We start from the raw sequence: 19,053 nt of genomic DNA, 5'->3' as shown, positions 1-19,053 counted from the left end.
AAAGCTCCTAATTAACCACGCCGCCCATGCCGCACGCGCTGACCTTGTTCAACATTGTCGTGTAAAACAAAATCACAGTCTGATCTGCCGGAGAGAAGTTTCTCTTCACAGAGCCATCCGAATTCACCATGTTGTAAAGGTAAGTATTCACGAAACGATACACTGCTGGTGTGACCAAAAGATTCGAATGACATTTGAAGTTTCTGTAAGTCACAGTCACGCTGGCATAACCATTGTTATTGCCGTTGTTATTGTTCCCACCGATATAGATCGTATCGCCGTTGCCATTGTTATTGTTATTGCCGTACCCAACTTGAAACTGCACGGTCCAACCAGATCCCTGATTGTCCTGACCTACGACCTTGCACAGATTTCCAGAACAAGCGATGGCCATCTCGTTCTCGATTTTCTTCTGAATATCCGCTTCGCTATATCCTGGTCTTGCCGGAGCATCGAACTCCCCCGATCCTTCATCGAACTCATTTGCATGAGAGGCGTAACTTAGAAATAGCGATGCCAACACGATTAGTACGCGTTTAACGTTCATATTCTGTTCTCCAAATAGTCTGCGCATCCTCAGGCGTAAGTGCCAACGTTCGAATAAGCCTTAAAGATGCAGTTGTGTGTTGGAATAAATTCGTATCGCTGTGGTGGCTGCATTGGATATGAATATTTTTGTAATGAACAGTCGCCGAACACGTTCTGCTTGATCCCTGAGGTCATTCATGAGAACGGAAATTTAACATTTTCATTCGAGAAAAATGCGATAAACAAAAAATGTGTGAAGAAAAATTCTCAGAAATTAAGTATTAGAAATGAATTTACGCAACGAGTGAATTACTGAATTGTTAATCAGAAGCTTCGTCTGATTCAAATTTTAGATCTAAGAAATCCAAAAACGAAGCGCGCTCTTCACGAGGAAATGGCGGACTCACACGATAAAGAATGCGTTGCTGACGACGAACAACATAGTTGGAGGGACGATCAATACGGAAACGACGTGGGTTCGGCAAAACAGCAGCAATCAAACTTGCTTGAGTTGCAGAAATATTTTTTGCACTTCTTTTAAAATATTTTTGCGAGGCTGCTTCAACGCCGTAAACGCCCGGCCCCATTTCGATCACGTTCAGATAAACTTCCATGATGCGCTCTTTTGGCCAAGTGAACTCGATCAATACGGTGAAGTACGCTTCCATACCTTTACGAAACCAATCGCGTGTCGGCCACAGAAAAACGTTTTTTGCCGTTTGCTGTGAAATCGTGCTCGCGCCGCGACTGCGTTTGTGGGTCTTATTGTACTTCATGGCTTTTTCGATCGCATCGAAATCAAAACCATTGTGATCAAAGAAGCGATAGTCTTCGGCTTTCAATACAGCTTTTTGCATAGCTGGTGAAATCTGTTCCAAAGGAACCCACTCATGATTGATGCCTACGAATTTATCAGAAAAAACAGATTGAGCGGAGCGGATCACCATCAAAGGTGTCACATAGACAGGAACAAAACGGTACAAAAGAACGAAACCAATACTGGTTACAGCGAAAAGCAGAACAGCTTTAAAAAGAACTTTTCTAAGTTTGATCAGGACTGCTTTCAAAACGTTCACTCTTTAAATTTCAAAGTCCTCGCATCGGAGGACTTTGAGTTAGTAAATACTAAAGTGGTGGCGGTTCAACCACACCCACTGCATCGCCTGCAGCTGGTGCCGGCGCTGAAGGAGCCTGAGCTGACATATCAGCAGATTCAGACTTTTTCTTTTTCGCCTTTTTAGCGTGTTTGCCACCTTTTTTCTTTTTAGAAACTTGTGAGTGGCTTGTTTTAGCTTTTTTGCCGCTTTTCTTTTTCGCCTCAGCAGCGAATGGCATTGAAAGTGTTAAAACCATCAAAGCAGCAGCTAAAACTGTAAATACATTCTTCCCTAATTTCATTCTTCCTCCAGAGCCCATTGTGGGGTAACAATTGTTAATGTTAGCACTGAAAAAAGACTGTCGCCAAGTCCAATAGCGTTTAGGTGACACGTTTCGTTTTGCCAAGTCTATTGTCTGATTTTGGAAAAAAAGGGATGCTGTAAAACCGAGGTAAGAAATGAATCAGTCTCGACTCTTTAGCCCGCTTAAACTTCGTTCAATTGAATTTAAAAATCGCATCGCAGTTTCTCCTATGTGCATGTACTCGGCTGTAAACGGCCTGCCCAATGAATGGCATATGGTTCACCTGGGTTCGCGTGCCGTCGGCGGAGCGGGTCTGGTTATCGTAGAAGCAACGGGAGTTCGTCCAGACGGCCGTATTTCTCCGGGCTGTCTAGGTCTTTGGAACCAGGAACAGCTGGAAAAGTTTAAACCGATCGTTCAGTTTATAAAAAACCAAGGCACTGTGGCGGGAATACAACTAGCCCATGCCGGCCGCAAATCTTCCACCGATCTTGCCTGGAAAGGCGGCAAACCTCTGACTCCAGAACAAGGAGCTTGGACCACCGTCGGCCCCAGCGCCCTCCCGTTCTCCGAAGGTTGGCATACTCCCCATGCCTTGACTGTCCCAGAAATTAAGCAATTGCTTCAAGACTTCGTGCACTCGGCGGACCTCGCTTTACAGGCCGGCTTTCAACTGATCGAGCTGCACATGGCCCATGGTTATTTGATGCATGAGTTTTTGTCTCCCCTCTCCAATCACCGCACCGACAATTACGGTGGGAATTTGGAAAATCGCATGCGCTTTCCTTTGGAAGTCGCGGCAGCGGTTCGCAAATTTTGGCCGGCAGAACTTCCTTTATTTGTCAGAATTTCTGCCACGGACTGGGTAGAAGATGGTTGGGATCTTGAACAGAGTATTGTCTTTGCCAAAGAACTTAAGAATTTAGGTGTAGATCTAATCGATTGCTCAACGGGTGGAAGTGTACCAAAAGCCAAGATTCCGGTGGGCCCGGGTTACCAGGTTCCGTTCGCAGAGGGTGTCCGTAAGGGAGCCGACATCGCTACCGGAGCCGTGGGAATGATTACAGATCCTTACAATGCCGAAGAAATTCTGCAATCCGGGAAGGCTGACTTAATTTTAATGGCCCGTGAGATGCTCCGTGACCCTTATTGGCCGTTACACGCTGCCAAAAAGCTGGGCGTCGATGTGACATGGCCCAAGCAATACGGTAGGGTAAACACATGACCAAATCATCACACCACTCCCATGCCATGTTAGTTCGCCAAGCTCTTTGGGCTTTGCAAAAAGAAGTTTTGAATTCCTTGAAAGAGCAATTCGATAGCGAAGTGGGTTATGAGGCACAACCCAATGAATGGTTCAATGTTCTGCTAACGGCTGAACGTTATAAATGGTTGCGCGAATTGACATCCTTGATGGCTGACATCGACATCATGACGGAGCTTGAGATGATTTCTGAAGAACACGGCGAAACGGCGCGTGCGGAAATTGAACGGCTATTGTTTGAAGAAAATCCAGAACCAGACAGTTTCACAAAACAGTACCGCAATCTTTTGTTGTCTGGCGTAAGCTTGATGCCATTGCATTCTCAATTGAAAGCCTCTTTACAGAATCTGCCAAAATCAGAAAAAGCAAAAGAGCATCACCACACTCAAAGAAAAGCATGGCACGAAGAGCATCGCTCTCAGGCTCGCAAAAAGCGCAACTAGTTCCCTAACCTTTCAGTGACGACAGCTAAAAGACAAGTGCCCTCGTAACTCAGATCACGTTAACCTGAAGTTCAAGGGCCTAGGATGGGCCTTTATTTTTTGCCCCATTGGGACATCTGATTTTCTTCAGCACCGTTTTTTTGAAATCCAATTCAAAACAATTCTCCACCACTCGAGCCCCGGAACAGATTCCTGTTGTCGACAGCACCTGAACTTTTTTACGCTCGGGTTTACCGATAAAAGAAAACGAGACATTGGGAGTTTTCGGCTCAAGTGCCAGCTCTTTGCCCTTTTCCGCATCAAACAACAGAAAGCCTCGACCACAGTCTTCTTCCTGATTCTGAAGCGCATATCTGTTATCCAACCATGAAAGTTCTCCGCGACTGGTGGTGGCATTTACCCACTTTGAACCTGGCGCCAACGAACGCACCTGATTATATAGCTGCACAGTTTTTTCATCAGGCGACCATTTCAATCTGCTAAAAGCGCGCTCGAAATGAGGAATGCCTGCAACGGTGTCAGGTGACTGCAAACTCGCCGTGTGGCCATCGCGTTTGAACGAATATGTGTACAGGATATGAAACTCATTTCCGCTGGTTATTTTCTTTTCGGCCTTTACGACAACTTCGACGGCACCTGATGGCGACTTAAAATTTTTCTCTGCAGGGACGTCGCTCCAACTTGCGCAACGAATGGAACGCAGAAAATCATAGTAGTGTTGTGGTGGCGCACCGGAAGACTTGATGTCGGCCCGCTTAGTTTTATCCGGTTTGGGATAGTAATCAAAGGTGACAATCAGCATATGCCCGTTACAAAATCCGCGAGCCTTCCAGGTGAAATTAGAATCACTGGATTCAAAGTTAGGATGAGATTCTGGCAGAGCCTGCAAAAAAACGTCAAACACCAGATGACCCTGCAGGCGTTCCAAATGAAAAATCTCGTAGTCATACTTTTTTCGGTCATCCAGATATTCTTTGGTGGAACTGGTGGACAGCGAACCACCATAGACTATTTCAACAAACCCCGCAGGGCTGGCTTTGGCGTTCAAATTCAAAATCGGACTGCCATCTTTTTCAACATCATCGCAATCGACACAGCTCAGATCGCCGAACTGCTCTTCAGAATAATCAAACGAAAATCCCAAACCAGCGTTGTATGTTTTATTTTTTTTGGGACGGACGTCACTATCCCCAGAATAAGAATTCACACCAAATGAAATAATAAAAGCAACCAACAAGATCCGCAGAAGAAAATTCATTAAACTATATTATGTTTTTATTGCAATTCTGACAATTTCAAAAAATCTTTTCTGCTCCGATATTCCTGCAGAAAGCAAAATACCCCGCGACTCCAATGAACAAATGTTTGAAGTCACTTATGGGTATCGGTCAGCCACTGTTACATTACAACTGTCTACACTCTCGCCATCACGCACGCCTCTGCCTCCATCTCCATCACTCTCACCCTAGTATCAGCACTTAGCGCCGATCATCAACCGTCCTCAACATCTTGGGGTATCGGTCACGCGAAAACATCCGCGCGACCTGTACATCTCATCCGAAACTCGAAAGGACTCGCGCGGTATTTCGCTCAGATCTGGTGTAAGGCGCGCCCGTCTTTTGCTTCGTACGTGCTCAATCCCTAATGGGGGGGTATCGGTCAATCAACACCGCATTCGAAAGTGCCATATATGAAGCAACAAACATTTCTACCTCTGAAAACTCATTGGAAACATCGCCATTGTCACGGTGGCATTCTTAGAAAATCATCGAAGGGTCGCGGCGCACGTCCTTTGTCGACGAAGGATCCAATACATCTGGTATTCAAAGTAAATAAAACGGCCGTCAAAAAGGGACTTCGGCATCCACGGAATTTTTTAGTGCTTACGCGGGTGTTAAGAAAGTATGCGTTCAAATTTTATGTAAAGGTTGAGCAGTTTTCTGTGCAGCATGACCATATTCATTTGCTAGTTCGCGGCGGACATCGGTCGCAGCTGCAGAGTTTTTTGCGGGTGTTGGCCGGACAGTTTGCGCAGAGGTTGACCGATACCTTCGATACGAAGAACGACGGGCCGAAGGTTTGGAGGTATCGGCCGTTTAGCCGCGTGGTAAAAGGGTACAAAGCATATCGGATCGTGCGGGACTATATTCAGCTGAATGAGTGCGAGGCGAACGGCAGACCTTATTCGAAAACCCGTCTGCGCGGACTTAGTCAGGAACAACTGATAGAGTTATGGGCGTGATTTAGTTTCCAGCGCAGACCACTCATAGGCGAGCTCCGTCAGGTCGACGCCGCCGGTTTCTTCGATTTTTGTCAGCCCAGAAAACTTGGCACCATTTTTTTCGTAAAAAGCAGTCGTGGAATTGCCATCCAAAACCCAGCAGTAAGATTTCTGATAGCCGAGGGATTTCATGAAATCAAAACCAGTGGAAAGAAGCGCGTGACCGATACCCCCCAGAGTGGTGGGATTTCAGAACGTAGATCGCGCCTAATTCGATGTAAGTGTCGCGGTTTTCATCGCGTGGAGGGCCGAACAGGATAAAGCCGACGATGGAGCCGTTCACGACGACCACCCAAGCCCAACGCTTGGGGTTCGCGAGGATGTTTTGCCACATCTCGACTCTTTCGGCGAGTTCATCACTGAGGGAATTTAAATAGGAATCAGGAACCAAGCCCGGGTAAGTTTCCTGCCAAGCTTGGATGTGAACTTTCGCGAGGTACGGCTCATCACCGTGAGCCGCTCGGCGAATTTCGAAATCAACCATTAGTGCTTTTTGCCCATGTACTTCGGATTCAACAAATTCTCAGTCGAGAAGATTTCGTCCAATTGGGCTTGCGTGACGACTCCGCGCTCGAGTGCGACTTCGGCGACGTTTTTGCCGGTTTGCGCGCAGATTTTTCCGATCAGGTCACCTTCGGCGTGACCGATGATGGGATCCAGGTATGTTACGATACCGATGGAGTTCATCACATTTTCGCGGCAGCGATCGGCATTAGCCGTAATGCCGTCGACACATTTGTTTTTCAAAGTGTAACAAGCTTGAGTCAGCAGCTGGATCGACTCAAACATGCTGGAAGCGATCACTGGCTCCATCACGTTTAATTGCAATTGCCCCGCTTCTGCCGCCAAGGTCACCGTCAAGTCATTGCCGATCACTTTGAACGCCACTTGATTCACAACTTCAGGAATCACCGGATTTACTTTAGCTGGCATGATCGAAGAACCCGCTTGCAACTCTGGCAAATTGATTTCTTTCAAGCCCGCGCGCGGACCTGAGCTTAGCAAACGCAGGTCATTGCAGATTTTAGAAAGCTTCACAGCCGTACGTTTCAATGCCGCCGAGATGATCACGTAAGCACCACAGTCACTTGTCGCCTCAATCAAGTCTTCGGAAATAACGAATGGATAACCTGTCACTTCTGCCAACTTTTTGACTGCCAAGGCAGAGTAGCCCTCTGGTGCATTGACACCGGTTCCGATCGCCGTCGCCCCCAGGTTCACTTCCAAGATTAATTTTTGCACTGTCTTCAAAAGACGGCTGTCTTCTTTCAACAACGTCGCAAAGGCATTGAACTCTTGCCCCAAAGACATCGGAACTGCATCTTGCAATTGAGTACGACCCATTTTCAATACTTTTGAGAACTCTTTGCTTTTCTTCTCGAACGACTCTGCCAAAACATCGACGGATTTCACCGCGACACTGATGTGCTCATACAAAGCCACGCGGAACGCCGTTGGATAAGCGTCATTCGTCGATTGGCATTTGTTCACGTGATCATTAGGGTGAATGGTTTTGTAATCACCCTTAGGCAAGCCACGAAGTTCCAGCGCCACATTGGCGATCACTTCATTGGCGTTCATGTTCACAGAAGTCCCCGCTCCGCCCTGGAAAACATCCGAAGGAAATTGCGGCCCCCATTTTACAGGGTCTTTCAAAATAACATCACAAGCTTCAACAATAGTTTTTGAAACGTCTTTAGGAATAGTGCCAAGCTCGCCGTTCGCCATTGCCGTTGCTTTTTTAACCAAGGCCAACGCTCGCACGAAAAGCTCATCCTGCCCGATTTTCAATCCAGAGATTTCAAAATTTTCCATCGCGCGCAAAGTGTGAATGCCATAGTATGCATTCGCAGGAACTTGCTTTTCGCCCAAAAGATCATGTTCAATTCTGTACTGACTCATTTTTAAATCCCCTGTTCACAACGGCGTCTTCAAACTGGAAGGTCTCGCCACGTTTCATCACCGGAAAGACCGAAGGAGGAAGTTTTGCTTTCTGCAAAGATTCCCGCAATTTTTCCGGAGGTTCAGTCATCAACTCGTCACTGAGTTTAAAAGTACCCCAGTGAACCGGCAGCGACACCTTGGCATGCAAATCCCGATGAATCTGTACCGCTTCATCGGTGTCGACGTGCAGCCGCTTCATGAACCAGCGAGGAGAATAGGCACCAATTGGAATAAGAGCAACATCCACCGCACCTAGGCGCTGATAGATGTCCTGAAAATCTTTAGAATAGCCCGTATCTCCCGTATAGAGCACCTGACGCGAGGGTCCCGCGATCATCCATCCTCCCCAAAGGGTCTCATTACGATCAAAAAGCGAGCGAGCAGACCAATGCTGCGCCGGAGTGAACGTCACCTTCAGTATCCCTACCTGGAGACTCTCCCACCAATCCATTTCCTGCACATTGCGAATGCCTTTGCTTTCTAGCAAGGCTTTGTTTCCTAAGGGAACCAAGAAACGCGTGCGCCCGCCATTCAAATCGAAAATTGTTCTTAGAGAAGTTAAATCCAGATGATCGTAATGCCCGTGAGAAACAACAACGACGTCGATCGCTGGAAGCTCATTGACGGCCAACGGCAAATTCCCATAGCGCTTCGGACCGGCAAAACTCACGGGAGAAGCTCTCTCCGAAAATGCGGGATCTGTCAGAATATTCATGCCATCCATTTGTATGAGCACCGAAGAATGCCCCAACCATGTGAGCGACAATCCCCGAGGATTTTTCAAAGTCTCAAGATTGACCGGTACCATTGGGGCTCCGGCAGGGTCCTCCTCGGGAAAGTCCGTGGTCCATCGTTGCCAATACCACTTCATCACGCTGGGCTTCGGCGAGTTATCGTAATTATTTAAAAATCCGGTCTTCCCATGGTGAGGAAGATTTGGATCGTAGTACTTAAAAGTTCCTGCGCAGCCCACAAGAAATCCCACAAAAAAACCCAGGTTAAGAAGCCATAAAAACGTTCTGATTCTCATGCCATGAAGATAGCACTTTACACGCAGCTTCATCGAGGGGAATTATTGCCATGACCCACGCCGAAGGGCTACGACAGATGTTTAACAAAATGACTTCCGTAAAACCTGGAGAGTAACTCTGTGATTGCTGAATATTGGAAGCAAAGATCCACTCAACAAAAAGTTCTGATCCTTTTCATTCTGACTCTGTTTTTCAGGGCTTTCTTTAGCCTGAGCATTGGCTTGATCGATGATGAGGCTTACCACTGGTCTTGGGCTAAAGATTTGCAGCTATCCTATTTCGATCATCCGGGAATGATAGCGTGGCTAGAGGCGATCACGACATCGTTGTTTGGCGATAACCAACTGGGCGTAAGGCTGCCAGGCTTCTTGTGCTTCACTGCAACCATCGTTCTTTTGTACAAACTCACTCGCGATCTTTTCGATGACTGGGCTGCGATCTTTGTCGGCTTTGTAATGCTATGGTCCCCGTTCTGGGGCTTTGGTGGTTATGTAGCTTCTCCCGAGCCTCCATTCGCTTTAGCGTTCGTTGCTGCCGCTTACGTATTCTGGCAAGGCGTGCGCGAGGATGGTCAACGTTGGTCCACGAAAAAAACTTGGCTGTGGCTGGGCGTGATCATGGGCTTGGGGTTAAATTCCAAATTCATCATCGCTTTGATTGCACCAGGTTTTGGTTTGTATTTGCTGATGACGCCAAATCGCCGCAAAGACCTGCTTTCTCCATGGCCATGGGTGGGCTTTTTAATTGCGACTGTTCTGTGTACACCGATTTTCTGGTGGAATCATCTGCATGACTGGCCGGGTTTCCGTTATCAATTCCATGATCGTCACAGTGGCGACACCTTTAAAGTAAGCCGTTGGGGCGGCTGGTTTGCGGCTCAACTTTTATTCTGCACGCCGTTCTTGTATGTGCTGATCGTGATGGCTTTTATCAACTCCATCATCAAACGCGCAGAAGCTCGCTGGAGATTTCTGTTCTGCATGACGGTGCCATCGATCGCCGTGTTTTATCCGCAACCGTTCTTTGCTGACTACAAACCGCACTGGCCGGGAGCCGCCTACACTTTGCTTTTGATGGGTGCCGGCTTTATCTGGTCCCAAGGCCTTATGTGGGGTCAAAAACAGATCATCAAAACTCGTAGCAAAGTTTTCACATACGGAATCTTGGCATTCTTTATTCCGTTGGCGCTGATCGCCTACACTCCATTCGCCTATCCATGGGTACCGAAAGCGTTCCACTTCTTTGCTCCAAAAGCAGAATGGCAGACCACTTACGATTTCTCGAACGAGTTTACGGGATGGGAAGACCTAGGTCGCTTCATCAACCGCCGTCAGCGCGAAATTCATGCCGAATCAGGACATCGTCCGTTCCTGGCCGCTCTTCGTTACGAAACGACAGCGCAGACCACTTGGGGCTCGAAAGAAAAGATCTACATGTTGAATTCAACAGTCAGCAATTACACGGTGATGCAGTCTGTGGAAGAAATGAAAAACATGGAAGGCCAAGACGCGATTGTTGTGACTACTGAAAAGTACGACCGCGATCCGTTAGAGTACGCAAAGTTCGACAGCTGCAACCGCGATAAGCTGATGACCTTCCGTCATGGCATTCACGCGCGCACATTCTACGTCTACTTGTGCAAAAACTTCCAGGGCATAATCTATGGGCCCGGAGAACTTCCGCCCTCAGCGCGCCGCTAAAACGCGCGTTTTAGCGAATGACAGTTTGAACGGGAACCGTGAGATTTTTTAGCTCGATCCCGTTCAAATGAACTGGCAACTCGCCTTTGAATCTGCGATCGATGACTTTGATCAGATAAAAACCTTTTGGAATATGTCCCGAAAGCTGAAAAGAACCATCAGAGGCTGCACGCCCGCGAGCATAAATCGTGGCATCGCGATCAATCAGATGCACGACAACACCGTTCATATATTTTTGATTCACGCCACGGACTTTAAGCATGCCGTTCAATACAACCTGCTCCGTGATGCCGTTAACGCCGGAAGAGCGCACCAATTTGTCGTCTCCACCTTGCTGGGAAACTTCAAAATGATCGGTCGCAAGATCCTGAGGCTTTTGCTCGTCTTCGTGAGCACAAGATCCCAAGATCATCGCAACTGTAAGGCTCAAAAATAAATAAACACAGTTCTTCATAGATCTATCTTATGGTACGGACACACTTTTGGTAGCAATAGCGCGTCACGGTTAGTTATTTAACGGGCGTTGCTTGAATAGTGATCTCTTGCTCGTAACGATTTACGTATACGCGAGTGGCACCTTTGAATTTCTTAGAAGTGATTTCCACAACGTAGTGACCGTTAAAGAAAATACCTGAAAGAACGAACGCGCCTTTGATATCAGACGTCGCATTGGCAATCGTCACACCATCATCATCCAGCAATCTGACGGAAATAAACTTAACGGGAGTGGCAGTCACACCCTCACCTTGAAGAATCACACCATGGATGCGTGTGACTTTATTTTTAGTGCCAGTGACTGGCACCCCACCGAGTTCAGAGTCTTCACGGGCGTTGTAGGTTTTGCCGTTCAAAACCTCGAGCGGATTTTTCAATTCCTGCTTTTCCTGGTTCGAAGCGCAAGCGCCCAACATCAAAAACAGTCCCAGCAAAAAGTAAATTTTAAGTTTCATAGTCCCTCCGCCTGATATTTTAGACCAAGGGAACACATTGGGTAGTGATGCTGCATCACTCTAGCGAATTTTTAATTCCTCGCGAATGCGCTCGAGTAAAAGACCCAGTTTGTTCTTACCCGTACGATCGCCACAGTCACCCCAATAACAATCATTCTTGGTGTGTTCATAAAGTCGAGCTTCGCCCGTGGAAAGTAAAAGAACTTTCAATTCCTCATGACGAGTGAACTTATCCTGAACGGCTTTCTCCATGAACTCGTCTTTGCGCTGATCCCAATCGGCGCGCTTAGGAACAGTTCCATCGCGACCGCGCTTGGCCGCTTCCATTGGAGTTTCTGCATCTTGGACCCATTTGATCAACTCTGGTTTTTCATACTTGTGTGCTTGGTAATAATGCTCAGAAGTCTTCCACCACTCCCCATCCACAAAAACCGGATACTCCGCAAAATTAGAAAACTCTCCGTAAGGGTTTTTCGTCGAATAGAAGTCCAAGATTTCACCCTCATAGGGAACCGGTGGAGTCTTGGCAAGATCTTGAGATTGATGAGCGCATGCAATCTGCGAACCGAGCATTAGACAAGCAATTAAGGTACGAAACATCTCTCTTCTCCATGAAGGTTAGACTTCGTCATTCGAATTCGCTGGGAAGCCTAGCTGGCTTCGTGCGAGTTCCGCAGCCAACCCAGAAAAACTTAACACAAAAAAGAAATCATCGAACCCTGAAAAAACAAAATCCCCGCCCAATAAAAAGAGCGAGGACTGAATTTGTTTTAAATGTAACGAGGTCTAAACGTAAGATCCTCTTTTGATTTTTTCCAGGATCAGTTTTTCTGTCTTGATTGGATCTTTTGGATCGACAGAGAAGAACGATTGTTGCTCGCAACGAATCTTTTCCTTGATCAACCAGCGCAAAATGTCCGCCAGTGATTTATTCTTTTTATCCAAAAAGAACGGATCGTTTTCCAAAGCATCTTTGGCTTTTTTCAAAGCGCGGGCTTCAGCTGGATCAGACTCTTTCACTTTGTAGTGAGGAAGATCATACTTTTTCACATCTTCAGGCAATACGCCCAAGAATCTAACATTCGGTGCAGAGAAATGAGAGTTACGGATCAAAGATGCCGCAGAACCCGCCTTCAAAGTACGGAAGATATTTTGCATTGTGTACGCATCGAGATCTCCGAAGAAGTACATCGGAACATCCAGTTCGTCTTGAATCAATTTTGACCAACCACGAACACCGTTCGATGGAACCCCTTGGGCACCCATGACGATACAGTTGTTACGTTTTGTGAAACCCATGGATACCAAAGTATTGGCAGTACCTTCAGATTCAACGATCAAGCAGAAGTCGATTTTCTTTTTCGCCTTCAATTTCAAAGCTTGTGGTTTATTTTTTGGTTGAAACGGTGAAGTCCCAAGAGTCGAAAGATCGACAACTGCTTTATCGCCATCGTTCAATGTTTCAGTTACAACCAATTGTTGCGAGTAAGTTTGTCCACCACGGTCATTGGCGAAACAGTTCAGCTCCTCACGATAAACTTCCAGCATGTCCCCGATAAAATCGATGATAGAATCTGATTCAGATTGATCATCGAAATCCAACGGTTTCAAACGAGAGTTTCCTTTGATCAAACCTTTGCACATGTAATAAAGCTCACGTTTTGTATTTACAGAGCCAATTTCCAAATTGCCCAAAAGAATTTCCAAAACAAAAACCACACGAGCCAATTTTTGTACTGACGAAACATTCAATTCCGTACGGACAACTTTATCTCCCGGAGTTAAGTATCCCACCTTGGCATTGTACAAAGAGTTATCCAATGAAGTCTTCACCGCTTCCAAAACAGGACGTTTTGAAGACTCAAGGTCCTTCAACATCTTGTCTGCCAAGATGCGGGCTTCCTTAGGAATATCAATTTTAAGTTCGCGAACGCTAAGTAATTTTGCCATTACGCTTTTTTCCCAGTCGTTTTCTTAGTCGTAGCCGTGGCTTTTTGAGTGCCAACCGCTTTTTTCGTCGTAGATTTTTTAGTGCCTTGAGCGGCTTCCTCATGGATGTCTTCAGCGGAAATCACATCGATTTCCTCTTCGTCACCATGATCGATGCCTTTTTTCTTTTCGCGCTGTTTTTGCGCCAAAAGTTTGGATTCTGCTGCTTCAAGATCTGCAATCGCCTCTTCAGAATCGCGGCCCAAAAGTTTTTTCAAACCTTCTTCAGCTTTTTTCTTACGAGACTCTGGCGCATTGATGATTCGTGCCAACCCTTCAACCAGGATCGGACCGAATTGCTCGATGTGAGCCAATTTTCTTTCCAGGTCAGCTTCCTTCACTTCTTTTTTGATGTGACGAGAAAGTTTTTGACCTGCTTGGATCAACGCCAAGCGAATCTCTGCCACCAACTCTTCAGATGCATCGATAGTTTCCTTCGAGGCATTTTTAAATTTGATAAACGGAGATACGATAGAAATCGCAAAGATGTAAGGACCTAGTGGCAAAGAGTCTTTAGGTTGACCCAAGCCATAAGTTTTCCAGTTCACAGATTCAATCGCCCACGTGATCGCACAGCCCGATTTATCGAACTGAAGTGGTACACGGTTGGCGAAGCGAAGAAGTGTTACCGGAGAATCGTTTTGTTGATTGCGATCTTTGAAACGGGCCAATGCGACTTCGACAACCACGGGTTTAAAGTCACAAATAGTCGGTTTACGAGTCACAACTGCAAAGAAGTCGATCTCACCCAAACGAGTGATAGATTTAGAAAGTGCTTCTTCACCTACAGTCAAAACTGACTTAGTGGAAGGAGCCATCAAATCTGTGTTTTGAACAGCTTGGAATACTTTCTTGAAGTCCTCTTCAGACAATACTGTCAAAGGCTTTTCAAGAAGGTTTTTCGGAAGACCTTTTTTCACGAAATCAGAGATCGATTGATCAGAAATACGAGAGAAACCGGTCTTCAAGAACTTAGACAAAGTCGTTTTACCGAACAACGTAGAATGAGTGATAAACTCACCCAGTTTAAACGTGTGCGGATGTGGCAAAGAAGCCTCTGGAACTTTAGGAACTTCATTGCTTACACGAGTCACAGTAACGAAGTCGGCATCGTTTAGTTTATATGTGATTGTCATATGAGGATTCACAAGAATTGTGCCCTCGATATAAGTCAAAATACCACCATCACCGTTCAATTGAATACGTCCATCAAGGATGAATTCAACACGTGTACCGTGTTCGCGATCCCAATCCATCGATTCTTTGTTTTTCACAAGACCCGTATTGGACTTGATGTCGACATCCACCTGAGCCGATATCGCTTTACGCATTTTTTTAGTTTTAGAAACAACGCTCACACCCCGAGCATTTGTCATCTGCGCCCATGTCGTGGCAGCAGAAATACCGATACCTTGTTGACCGCGAGAACATTGACCGCGGCCGAACTTAGAAGATGCAAGATATTCCCCGTACACCTTGGCAAGATCTTCGCCTTCGATTCCGGGACCGTTGTCTTCGACAACGATGCGAATTAAATCAGTATTTTTAGTTGAACCAGATCCAACTTTCGAAATTTCTACTAACAAATCAGGCAAAATGCCGGATGATTCACAGGCATCCAACGAGTTGTCTACGGCTTCTTTCAAAGTCGTCAAAACGGCTTTTAAAGGAGACGAGAACCCGACTTGCTGGAGGTTTTTAGCAAAATATTCAGCTGTACTACTTTTGGTAATTTTGCTCACAGTCGCTTAGTCCTTATAACGATGTTAACGAATTTTAATGCAATGACTTTGATAGCTTAGTCTCAACGCGGGTGGACAAATCAAGACCAAAGGCTCAACACTGCGCGACGTAGTTTTAAATGCGAGGCGAACATATGTAATAGGCCTTGATTGAATACATGACCGCCTCTATTAACATTCGTTTACTTGTGCAACTCGGGTACGTTTTTGGAATGCAGGCATTTATGACAAGCAGCGACTCTCCTTTAGCCGTCTTTAAACGGCTAGCGGAATCATTTTCTGAATTGATTGAGGATGAGGGGGTTTTTATCCGTCCTTATGCAAATCCCAATCTTATTCACTTCAGTCGTCTGACTCGTGATGAACAATTCGACGTTATCGCCCGCGTGAAACTTTACGTGCTGGCCTGCGTAAAAGTGAAAGAGCACCACCGCACGCTCACCGACAATCGCCTGATGGTTGAGACTTTTTTAAACGTTTCCGGGATGAACGCCCATCCCCAGGATTTAAACCTTATTGAAGATAAACATTTTATCGAGATTTATAATAAAAACGGAATGCATTTATTCCGATCTTTAAACATCTTTGAATCCAGCAGTTACACTTTTGAAGATCTGTGTTGCCGTCAGTGGTACCATCTTTATGAACGCCCGACGGAAGCTCACGATAAAATAATTCAGGCAGCGACCGAGTTCTTTCTGCAAACAGAACCCGTTCGTAAACCAGCAGATGCCGGTCCGATGAGAATTGTCGAGAAAGACACCTTAGAGCATCTTATTTATCTAACCGAAACAAAGTGGTTGATTCCGGTCTTTAAAAACCAATCTCTGGACGCGGTTTTAACTATAGTGATTAATTGGAATCCTGATTCCATTCCCCAGTTTGTAAAGCCATAATATTTCCATGAGCTCTACAGCGCTATTTCGCTACTATTCCCAGATAATCTCTGAGTTGATTGAGGGTGAAGGCATTCTTTTTCGTGCCTATGCCGACCCTCAACTTCCCCACTTCACGCAGCTCTCGAATGAAGAGCAAATGTCCGTGATTGAGAATCTGCGTCTGTATTCAGAAATCTGCTCGCGCGTTCACGCTCAGGATGGTTCTTTATACGACAATCGTCTGATGGTGATAACCGCGCTGGATGTGTTGGGAATGACCATAACTCCCGAAGACCTGGCCTTAATTGATAACGCTCCTGATTTGATGATTGAAATGTACTCGTTAAATCACGTGCAACTGTTCCGTACTTTTAATCTTTTGGAGACCACCACCTATACGTTCGAGGATTTGTGCTCCCGCAAGTGGTATCACCTGTATGAAAGAGCTCCTGGAGAGCATGAAAAAATGGTGGAAAAAGTGATGGAATTCTATGGGCAAAAACAGCCTGTTCGCATGGCGCCCGGCCTTGGAACGAATATTATTAAGGAAAAAGCGACGTTGGAAAAGCTGGTTTGCATCGCCGAAATGGAATGGCTGATTCCGCTATGGAAAAAGGGCGTTTTCGCAGGTGCAATGACCTTGATCCGAAACAAAAATCCCGAGACCGTAAAAAGATAGATTTATTCTTCAGATTCAGAGGTTTCTGCTGCCGCAGGAACGACTTCCTCTGCAGAAGCCTCGGCCGGTTGAGAAGAAGCTTTTAACTCTTCCATAGCCATTTCGGCACGGGTTTTATAGCCCTTCTTGCTGTTGCAATCCTTGCATGATGGAACACAGTTATTTTTAGTGGATTTCCCACCACGAGCGATAGGAATCAAATGATCCATCGTGAGCTCTGCGGCCTTGAATTTTTTCCCGCAGTGATAGCAAAGGCCTTTACCCAACTCTTGACGCCACCATTGGCTTTGGCGAAGCTCGCGAGCTTTCGCTTTTTCCTTTTTTTGGTGGGCCTCGGGGGCCGCGCTAAAGAAGTATTCCATGGAGGCATTTATAGCGGAAACCGTGTCTGACAGCAACCCAGCAGGGCTTTTTCCTTATAGATCCTATAAATTTTCTGATCTCGACAGACACGAGAGGCCTTCTTATATTTTGCGGTGGAGGACCTTAATGAAGCTAACTACTCTTTTAGCCCTGTTTTGCCTGATGTTTTCCCTCTCGGCCCACTCTGAAGAAGTCATTCCCATGATCAATGACGACCCGTCTACCGATAAAATCTTGGATCGCGAAATGTTCGATTTCGTCTCTAAAACCCTGGGAAATCAGCTGGCCTCCCATCTCTATTGCACCTTGAAAGTCCGTCCTGGCAGAGAGGTTCGCAAGTTTTCCAGCGGTTCAGAATGGGTCGAATTTATCGAAGTCGACTATGACTCTTCAAAATTGGGCGGCAGAATCACGCATTTTAAGATCCCAATGGGTGCGAAATATGGCCTAAAAAAGGTCGAAAATGAGTGGTCTGGGATAGGTGAAGACATCAAAATTCAGCTTTCAGATCGCTTAAGTCACTGGATTCGCTTCGTCCATGATGGTCGAGGGCAAATCGTTATGCTTCAATTAGGGAACGATCTGATGACCAATCCCTGTGCGCGATCATTGCGCTAGAAACTGGACCAAAGCCACTCCTTAGTTGCCTCAATTTATGGGCTTTTTAAACCGATAACTTTTTTGAGAAAACTTTTTGAGGAGTGAGCTATGTCCGTAAAAAGCTTTAAAAAAGGCGAAGTCATCTTTAAGGATGGCGACAAAATCACATCGGTTTACCTGATTCAATCAGGCGGTGCTTCGCAATGCTTGATCCGTGGAAAAAAGAACGTGGAGTTCTTCCAATTGGGTCCTTCTCACTTCCTGGGCGACCAGGTTATTTTGGGTGCGCAAACTCATCCAACTGCAGCCATTGCTACGGCTGAAACGAAAGTTTTAGAAATCCCGGTTGATACTTTAAAGCAACTTTATGAAGGTGCTCCGCAAATGTTGAAAGTGATCATCAAATCACTGGCAGAGCGTTTGCGCATGGGCGTGAATGAAGTGCGTTCTTCAAAGCTTGAAAAAGACTCTTCGCCATGTCCTGAGGACCAAGTGGCGAAAGCCTTCGGTGCGGTTTTCCATACGGCAAATCATAAAGGTGATAAAAACGTCCTGCCCGGCCGTGTGGTTGTGGAATGGATGATGATGAAACAATACGCTCAGCGCGTATTTGCAGAAAGCCCAAAGCGCGTCGAGCAAGTGATCAATATTTTGGTAAAGCAAAAACTGGCTTTGTATGAAATGGGTAAACCTGCTGACAATCCAGAGGGCGCTGACGAAATCCAAAAAGTTCACTTTTTGGATTTGGGCCTGGTAGAAGCTTTCTTTGAATTCTTTCAATACTACTATTTCAAAGGTGCTGGTAAGTCTGAGCTTCTTCGTGTGGACGAAGTGTGTTTGAACTTGCTAGATGGTCTTTTGAAAGTGACTGGCGATTCCCCTGAAGTCGACCGTTTCGGCGTGACCAGTGTAGAGTTCGCTAAATTTTCTGAATACTGCACTAACGAATTGGGCTTTGCTTTGAATAACGATCACTTCACTCGCCTGGAAGGCAAAGGGATCTTTATGAAGCGCCGTACGGTGGGCGCAGGCGTACTTTTGCAATTCGAAATCAAAGAATTCCGTTCCATGTTGCAAAGCTGGAAAATGCTTCGCGAGATCGATAAATGGAATGAACGTGGTTACGTTGATTTGAACGAAAAAGAAGAAAAACCTAAGAAAAAATCCAACGGCCCTGAGTGCCCTCAATGTAAATCTGAGGTTGTCGCCGGAGCTAAATTCTGTGGAGAGTGCGGCCATAAACTGGTCAGCGCGGCATAG

Annotated in this window: 22 protein-coding genes; 8 read left to right on the top strand and 14 right to left on the bottom strand. The window is 46.0% G+C overall.

Features of this window, described 5'->3' with window-relative positions; all coding sequences use genetic code 11:
- Positions 1-7 precede the first annotated feature (7 nt).
- The 3 genes from DOM22_RS04545 to DOM22_RS04535 all read right to left on the bottom strand — a co-directional run bounded on the left by DOM22_RS04545 (position 8) and on the right by DOM22_RS04535 (position 1,926).
- Positions 8-547 carry a protease gene (locus tag DOM22_RS04545; protein WP_142699238.1) on the bottom strand — a complete coding sequence of 180 codons (540 nt, stop codon included), beginning with the start codon at positions 545-547 and terminating at the stop codon, positions 8-10.
- Positions 548-848: 301 nt separating this feature from the next.
- Positions 849-1,595, bottom strand: coding sequence for a monofunctional biosynthetic peptidoglycan transglycosylase (gene mtgA, locus DOM22_RS04540; RefSeq protein WP_210415681.1), 747 nt, complete (start codon positions 1,593-1,595; stop codon positions 849-851).
- A 58-nt stretch (positions 1,596-1,653) separates the two neighbouring features.
- Entirely contained in the window at positions 1,654-1,926 is a 273-nt protein-coding gene (locus DOM22_RS04535) for a hypothetical protein (RefSeq protein WP_142699237.1), read from the bottom strand.
- Positions 1,927-2,083: 157 nt separating this feature from the next.
- Here DOM22_RS04535 and DOM22_RS04530 point away from each other — a divergent pair, with 157 nt between their 5' ends.
- Positions 2,084-3,154 (top strand): NADH:flavin oxidoreductase/NADH oxidase, encoded by a 1,071-nt coding sequence (locus DOM22_RS04530; RefSeq protein WP_142699236.1) that lies wholly within the window; start codon positions 2,084-2,086, stop codon positions 3,152-3,154.
- A complete protein-coding gene (locus tag DOM22_RS04525; protein ID WP_142699235.1) occupies positions 3,151-3,636 on the top strand; it encodes a hypothetical protein in 486 nt (161 codons plus the stop codon). Before DOM22_RS04530 ends, DOM22_RS04525 begins: the two co-directional genes overlap by 4 nt.
- A 79-nt stretch (positions 3,637-3,715) precedes the next feature.
- Here DOM22_RS04525 and DOM22_RS04520 read toward each other — a convergent pair whose 3' ends face one another.
- Positions 3,716-4,894 carry a hypothetical protein gene (locus DOM22_RS04520; RefSeq protein ID WP_142699234.1) on the bottom strand — a complete coding sequence of 393 codons (1,179 nt, stop codon included), beginning with the start codon at positions 4,892-4,894 and terminating at the stop codon, positions 3,716-3,718.
- 432 nt (positions 4,895-5,326) lie between these two features.
- Between DOM22_RS04520 and DOM22_RS04515 the strand changes: the two genes are divergently transcribed.
- The gene (locus DOM22_RS04515; protein ID WP_142699233.1) at positions 5,327-5,878 is read left to right on the top strand and encodes a transposase; all 552 of its coding nucleotides are present in this window, start codon (positions 5,327-5,329) and stop codon (positions 5,876-5,878) included.
- Here DOM22_RS04515 and DOM22_RS04510 read toward each other — a convergent pair.
- The 4 genes from DOM22_RS04510 to DOM22_RS04495 are packed head-to-tail and all read right to left on the bottom strand — an operon-like array spanning position 5,867 to position 8,846.
- Complete coding sequence (locus DOM22_RS04510; protein WP_142699232.1) at positions 5,867-6,049, bottom strand: hypothetical protein; 183 nt, start codon at positions 6,047-6,049, stop codon at positions 5,867-5,869. The two genes, DOM22_RS04515 and DOM22_RS04510, sit on opposite strands and share 12 nt — an antisense overlap.
- Positions 6,050-6,053: 4 nt before the next feature.
- A complete protein-coding gene (locus tag DOM22_RS04505) occupies positions 6,054-6,401 on the bottom strand; it encodes a GNAT family N-acetyltransferase (protein WP_142699231.1) in 348 nt (115 codons plus the stop codon).
- Positions 6,401-7,819: an aspartate ammonia-lyase gene (gene aspA / locus DOM22_RS04500; protein WP_142699230.1), complete on the bottom strand. Its 1,419-nt coding sequence runs from the start codon at positions 7,817-7,819 to the stop codon at positions 6,401-6,403. The genes DOM22_RS04505 and aspA overlap by 1 nt, the downstream gene beginning before the upstream one ends.
- On the bottom strand, positions 7,800-8,846 hold the full coding sequence (locus tag DOM22_RS04495; protein ID WP_246845844.1) for an MBL fold metallo-hydrolase: 1,047 nt from the start codon (positions 8,844-8,846) through the stop codon (positions 7,800-7,802). Before DOM22_RS04495 ends, aspA begins: the two co-directional genes overlap by 20 nt.
- A 165-nt stretch (positions 8,847-9,011) precedes the next feature.
- On the opposite strand from DOM22_RS04495, the gene DOM22_RS04490 reads away from it, so the two are divergent.
- Entirely contained in the window at positions 9,012-10,592 is a 1,581-nt protein-coding gene (locus DOM22_RS04490; protein ID WP_246845843.1) for a glycosyltransferase family 39 protein, read from the top strand.
- A gap of 10 nt (positions 10,593-10,602) precedes the next feature.
- Here the strand turns inward: DOM22_RS04490 and DOM22_RS04485 are convergent, their stop codons facing one another.
- The 5 genes from DOM22_RS04485 to DOM22_RS04465 form a co-directional block, all read right to left on the bottom strand.
- Complete coding sequence (locus DOM22_RS04485) at positions 10,603-11,046, bottom strand: hypothetical protein (protein WP_142699227.1); 444 nt, start codon at positions 11,044-11,046, stop codon at positions 10,603-10,605.
- 55 nt (positions 11,047-11,101) lie between these two features.
- Positions 11,102-11,542: a carboxypeptidase-like regulatory domain-containing protein gene (locus DOM22_RS04480; protein WP_142699226.1), complete on the bottom strand. Its 441-nt coding sequence runs from the start codon at positions 11,540-11,542 to the stop codon at positions 11,102-11,104.
- 60 nt (positions 11,543-11,602) lie between these two features.
- The gene (locus tag DOM22_RS04475) at positions 11,603-12,142 is read right to left on the bottom strand and encodes an NADAR family protein (protein WP_210415679.1); all 540 of its coding nucleotides are present in this window, start codon (positions 12,140-12,142) and stop codon (positions 11,603-11,605) included.
- Positions 12,143-12,328: 186 nt separating this feature from the next.
- Positions 12,329-13,492 (bottom strand): DNA topoisomerase VI, encoded by a 1,164-nt coding sequence (locus tag DOM22_RS04470; protein WP_142699225.1) that lies wholly within the window; start codon positions 13,490-13,492, stop codon positions 12,329-12,331.
- Positions 13,492-15,273, bottom strand: a complete 1,782-nt coding sequence (locus DOM22_RS04465; protein ID WP_142699224.1) for a DNA topoisomerase VI subunit B — start codon at positions 15,271-15,273, stop codon at positions 13,492-13,494. Before DOM22_RS04465 ends, DOM22_RS04470 begins: the two co-directional genes overlap by 1 nt.
- 224 nt (positions 15,274-15,497) lie before the next feature.
- Between DOM22_RS04465 and DOM22_RS04460 the strand changes: the two genes are divergently transcribed.
- Positions 15,498-16,169 carry a hypothetical protein gene (locus DOM22_RS04460; RefSeq protein ID WP_210415678.1) on the top strand — a complete coding sequence of 224 codons (672 nt, stop codon included), beginning with the start codon at positions 15,498-15,500 and terminating at the stop codon, positions 16,167-16,169.
- A 7-nt stretch (positions 16,170-16,176) separates the two neighbouring features.
- The gene (locus DOM22_RS04455; protein ID WP_142699222.1) at positions 16,177-16,830 is read left to right on the top strand and encodes a hypothetical protein; all 654 of its coding nucleotides are present in this window, start codon (positions 16,177-16,179) and stop codon (positions 16,828-16,830) included.
- 2 nt (positions 16,831-16,832) lie between these two features.
- Here DOM22_RS04455 and DOM22_RS04450 read toward each other — a convergent pair whose 3' ends face one another.
- Complete coding sequence (locus tag DOM22_RS04450; RefSeq protein ID WP_142699221.1) at positions 16,833-17,192, bottom strand: HNH endonuclease; 360 nt, start codon at positions 17,190-17,192, stop codon at positions 16,833-16,835.
- A 127-nt stretch (positions 17,193-17,319) separates the two neighbouring features.
- Here DOM22_RS04450 and DOM22_RS04445 point away from each other — a divergent pair, with 127 nt between their 5' ends.
- Positions 17,320-17,811: a hypothetical protein gene (locus DOM22_RS04445; RefSeq protein WP_142699220.1), complete on the top strand. Its 492-nt coding sequence runs from the start codon at positions 17,320-17,322 to the stop codon at positions 17,809-17,811.
- Between the two features lie 90 nt (positions 17,812-17,901).
- Positions 17,902-19,053: a cyclic nucleotide-binding domain-containing protein gene (locus DOM22_RS04440; RefSeq protein ID WP_142699219.1), complete on the top strand. Its 1,152-nt coding sequence runs from the start codon at positions 17,902-17,904 to the stop codon at positions 19,051-19,053.

Origin of the sequence: Bdellovibrio sp. ZAP7 (assembly GCF_006874645.1) — a bacterium.
GTDB lineage: Bacteria > Bdellovibrionota > Bdellovibrionia > Bdellovibrionales > Bdellovibrionaceae > Bdellovibrio.
Note: the sequence above shows the minus strand (reverse complement) of the source record. Positions and strands in the feature narration are given on the sequence as shown.

Bases quoted from the DNA above. Each gene is read 5' to 3' on its own strand.
- DOM22_RS04440 (WP_142699219.1), top strand. From the start codon at position 17,902: ATGTCCGTAAAAAGCTTTAAAAAAGGCGAAGTCATCTTTAAGGATGGC.
- DOM22_RS04530 (WP_142699236.1), top strand. From the start codon at position 2,084: ATGAATCAGTCTCGACTCTTTAGCCCGCTTAAACTTCGTTCAATTGAA.
- DOM22_RS04545 (WP_142699238.1), bottom strand. From the start codon at position 547: ATGAACGTTAAACGCGTACTAATCGTGTTGGCATCGCTATTTCTAAGT.
- DOM22_RS04505 (WP_142699231.1), bottom strand. From the start codon at position 6,401: ATGGTTGATTTCGAAATTCGCCGAGCGGCTCACGGTGATGAGCCGTAC.
- DOM22_RS04525 (WP_142699235.1), top strand. From the start codon at position 3,151: ATGACCAAATCATCACACCACTCCCATGCCATGTTAGTTCGCCAAGCT.
- DOM22_RS04515 (WP_142699233.1), top strand. From the start codon at position 5,327: ATGAAGCAACAAACATTTCTACCTCTGAAAACTCATTGGAAACATCGC.
- DOM22_RS04455 (WP_142699222.1), top strand. From the start codon at position 16,177: ATGAGCTCTACAGCGCTATTTCGCTACTATTCCCAGATAATCTCTGAG.
- DOM22_RS04510 (WP_142699232.1), bottom strand. From the start codon at position 6,049: ATGAAATCCCTCGGCTATCAGAAATCTTACTGCTGGGTTTTGGATGGC.
- DOM22_RS04470 (WP_142699225.1), bottom strand. From the start codon at position 13,492: ATGGCAAAATTACTTAGCGTTCGCGAACTTAAAATTGATATTCCTAAG.
- DOM22_RS04450 (WP_142699221.1), bottom strand. From the start codon at position 17,192: ATGGAATACTTCTTTAGCGCGGCCCCCGAGGCCCACCAAAAAAAGGAA.
- DOM22_RS04520 (WP_142699234.1), bottom strand. From the start codon at position 4,894: ATGAATTTTCTTCTGCGGATCTTGTTGGTTGCTTTTATTATTTCATTT.
- DOM22_RS04445 (WP_142699220.1), top strand. From the start codon at position 17,320: ATGAAGCTAACTACTCTTTTAGCCCTGTTTTGCCTGATGTTTTCCCTC.
- DOM22_RS04485 (WP_142699227.1), bottom strand. From the start codon at position 11,046: ATGAAGAACTGTGTTTATTTATTTTTGAGCCTTACAGTTGCGATGATC.
- aspA (WP_142699230.1), bottom strand. From the start codon at position 7,819: ATGAGTCAGTACAGAATTGAACATGATCTTTTGGGCGAAAAGCAAGTT.
- DOM22_RS04535 (WP_142699237.1), bottom strand. From the start codon at position 1,926: ATGAAATTAGGGAAGAATGTATTTACAGTTTTAGCTGCTGCTTTGATG.
- DOM22_RS04480 (WP_142699226.1), bottom strand. From the start codon at position 11,542: ATGAAACTTAAAATTTACTTTTTGCTGGGACTGTTTTTGATGTTGGGC.
- DOM22_RS04460 (WP_210415678.1), top strand. From the start codon at position 15,498: ATGACAAGCAGCGACTCTCCTTTAGCCGTCTTTAAACGGCTAGCGGAA.
- DOM22_RS04475 (WP_210415679.1), bottom strand. From the start codon at position 12,142: ATGTTTCGTACCTTAATTGCTTGTCTAATGCTCGGTTCGCAGATTGCA.